This window comes from Kineococcus glutinatus (assembly GCF_039542765.1).
Lineage (GTDB): Bacteria > Actinomycetota > Actinomycetes > Actinomycetales > Kineococcaceae > Kineococcus_A > Kineococcus_A glutinatus.
In genome coordinates this window covers 1-1,867 of the sequence record NZ_BAABIL010000788.1, presented here as the reverse complement: position 1 = coordinate 1,867, position 1,867 = coordinate 1, and the positions used below count along the sequence as shown (strand labels likewise).

At 77.7% G+C, this 1,867-nt stretch carries 3 protein-coding genes; 2 read left to right on the top strand and 1 reads right to left on the bottom strand.

The features are described from left to right. The coding region (locus ABEB16_RS21445; RefSeq protein WP_345714206.1) for a methyl-accepting chemotaxis protein at positions 1 to 445 on the top strand (445 nt) is incomplete at its 5' end. A 37-nt stretch (positions 446 to 482) separates the two neighbouring features. Here ABEB16_RS21445 and ABEB16_RS21440 read toward each other — a convergent pair. Then, positions 483 to 956 carry a rhodanese-like domain-containing protein gene (locus ABEB16_RS21440; protein WP_345714205.1) on the bottom strand — a complete coding sequence of 158 codons (474 nt, stop codon included), beginning with the start codon at positions 954 to 956 and terminating at the stop codon, positions 483 to 485. A gap of 94 nt (positions 957 to 1,050) precedes the next feature. On the opposite strand from ABEB16_RS21440, the gene ABEB16_RS21435 reads away from it, so the two are divergent. Continuing rightward, the coding region (locus ABEB16_RS21435) for a DJ-1/PfpI family protein (RefSeq protein WP_345714204.1) at positions 1,051 to 1,867 on the top strand (817 nt) is incomplete at its 3' end.

Genomic DNA, 1,867 nt, shown 5'->3' with positions numbered 1-1,867 from the left:
GCTGGCGCTGAACGCGACCATCGAGGCCGCGCGGGCCGGGGAGATGGGCAAGGGTTTCGCGGTCGTCGCCGGTGAGGTGAAGGAGCTGGCCCAGCAGACCGCCCGCGCCACCGAGGACATCTCCCGCCGCGTCGCCACCATCCAGTCGGACAGCTCCGCCGCGGTCGCGGCGATCGGCCACATCTCCGACACCGTGGAGCGGATCAACAGCCTGCAGGTGACCATCGCCGCCGCCGTGGAGGAGCAGACCGCCACCACCGGCGAGATGAACCGCAACGTCAGCGACGTCGCCACCGGGGCCGGGCAGATCGCCGACCGCATCGGCGGGGTCGCCGAGGCCGCCCGCACCACCAGCGACGGGGTCGCGCAGTCGATGCAGGCCGCCACCGAGCTGGCGACCACGGCCACGCAGCTGCAGGGGGTCGTCGCGCGGTTCCGGTGCTGACGGCCGGGCCGGCCCGCGGCTGCCGACGGACCGCCCGTCAGCAGCCGCAGGCCGGTGCGGCGCCGCCCCGCGGGGTCCCGACCGGTGCGGTGAGCGGGTCGGCGGGGCGGGCCGAGGTACCGGCGTCGGTCGCCACGGGAAACCCCTCCCGCACCCAGTACTCGAACCCGCCGATCATCTCGCGCACCTCGTGGCCCAGCCGCGCCAGCGCCAGCGCGGCCCGGGTGGCGCCGTTGCACCCCGGACCCCAGCAGTACGTCACGACGGGCACCGCCGGGTCGAGCAGCTTCGCCGCGCGGGCGGGGATCTCACCGGTCGGCAGGTGCACGGCACCGGGGACGCGCCCCTGCCGCCACGCCTCCTCGCCGCGGGAGTCGACGAGCACGAACCCGGGCGCGCCGCCGCGCAGGGCCGCGGCCACGTCGGAGGGGTCCGTCTCGAAGCGCAGCCTCGCGGCGAAGTGGGCCACGGCGGCGTCCCGGGAAGCGCCCTGCGGGGTGGTCGTCGTCATGCCGGGAGCGTGCCGGGCACCGGGCGCGGCCGCCAGCGGCAGGAACGACACCGTCCGGGCACTTCCTGCCACGGCCGCTGCCACACTCGGTCGGGTGTTCCGCTCCGTCGTCGCCCTCGCCTCCGATCCGGTCGCCGCCTTCGAGCTGGGCGTCGTCTCGGAGGTCTTCGGGCTCGACCGCTCCGCCGACGGCCTGCCGCGCTGGGACTTCACCGTCTGCGCGCACCGCCCCGGGCGGGTGCCGACCACCTCCGGCTACGCCGTGCACGTCGAGCACGGCCTGGGGCGGCTGGCGGAGGCGGACCTCGTCGCCGTGCCCTCCTGGCCCACCGGCGCCGGCGTGGTGCCCGCGGAGGTCGTCGCCGCGCTGCTCGCCGCCCACGACCGCGGCGCCAGGCTGCTCGCCGTCTGCTCCGGGGCGTTCCTGCTGGCCGCCGCCGGCCTGCTCGACGGCCGCCGCGCCGCCACCCACTGGCGCTACGCCCCGCTGCTCGCCGCCCGCCACCCCGCGGTCGACGTCGACCCGGACGTCCTCTACGTCGACACCGGGCAGGTCGTCACCAGCGCCGGCACCGCGGCCGCCGTCGACGCCTGCCTGCACCTCGTGCGGCAGGAGCACGGCGCCGCGGTGGCCGCGGCGATCGCCCGCCGGATGGTCGCGCCCGTGCACCGCGCCGGCGGGCAGGCGCAGTTCGTGGAGACCGCCGTGCCCGAACCCGGCACCGACGACCTCACCCCGGTGCTGGAGTGGGCCCGCGCCCACCTCGACCACCCGCTGCCCGTGGCGGTGCTGGCCGCCCGCGCGCACGTCTCGCCGCGGACGTTCGCCCGCCGGTTCGCCGCCGCCACCGGCACCACCCCGCACCGCTGGGTGCTCCAGCAGCGGCTGCTGCTCGCCGAGCGGCTGCTGG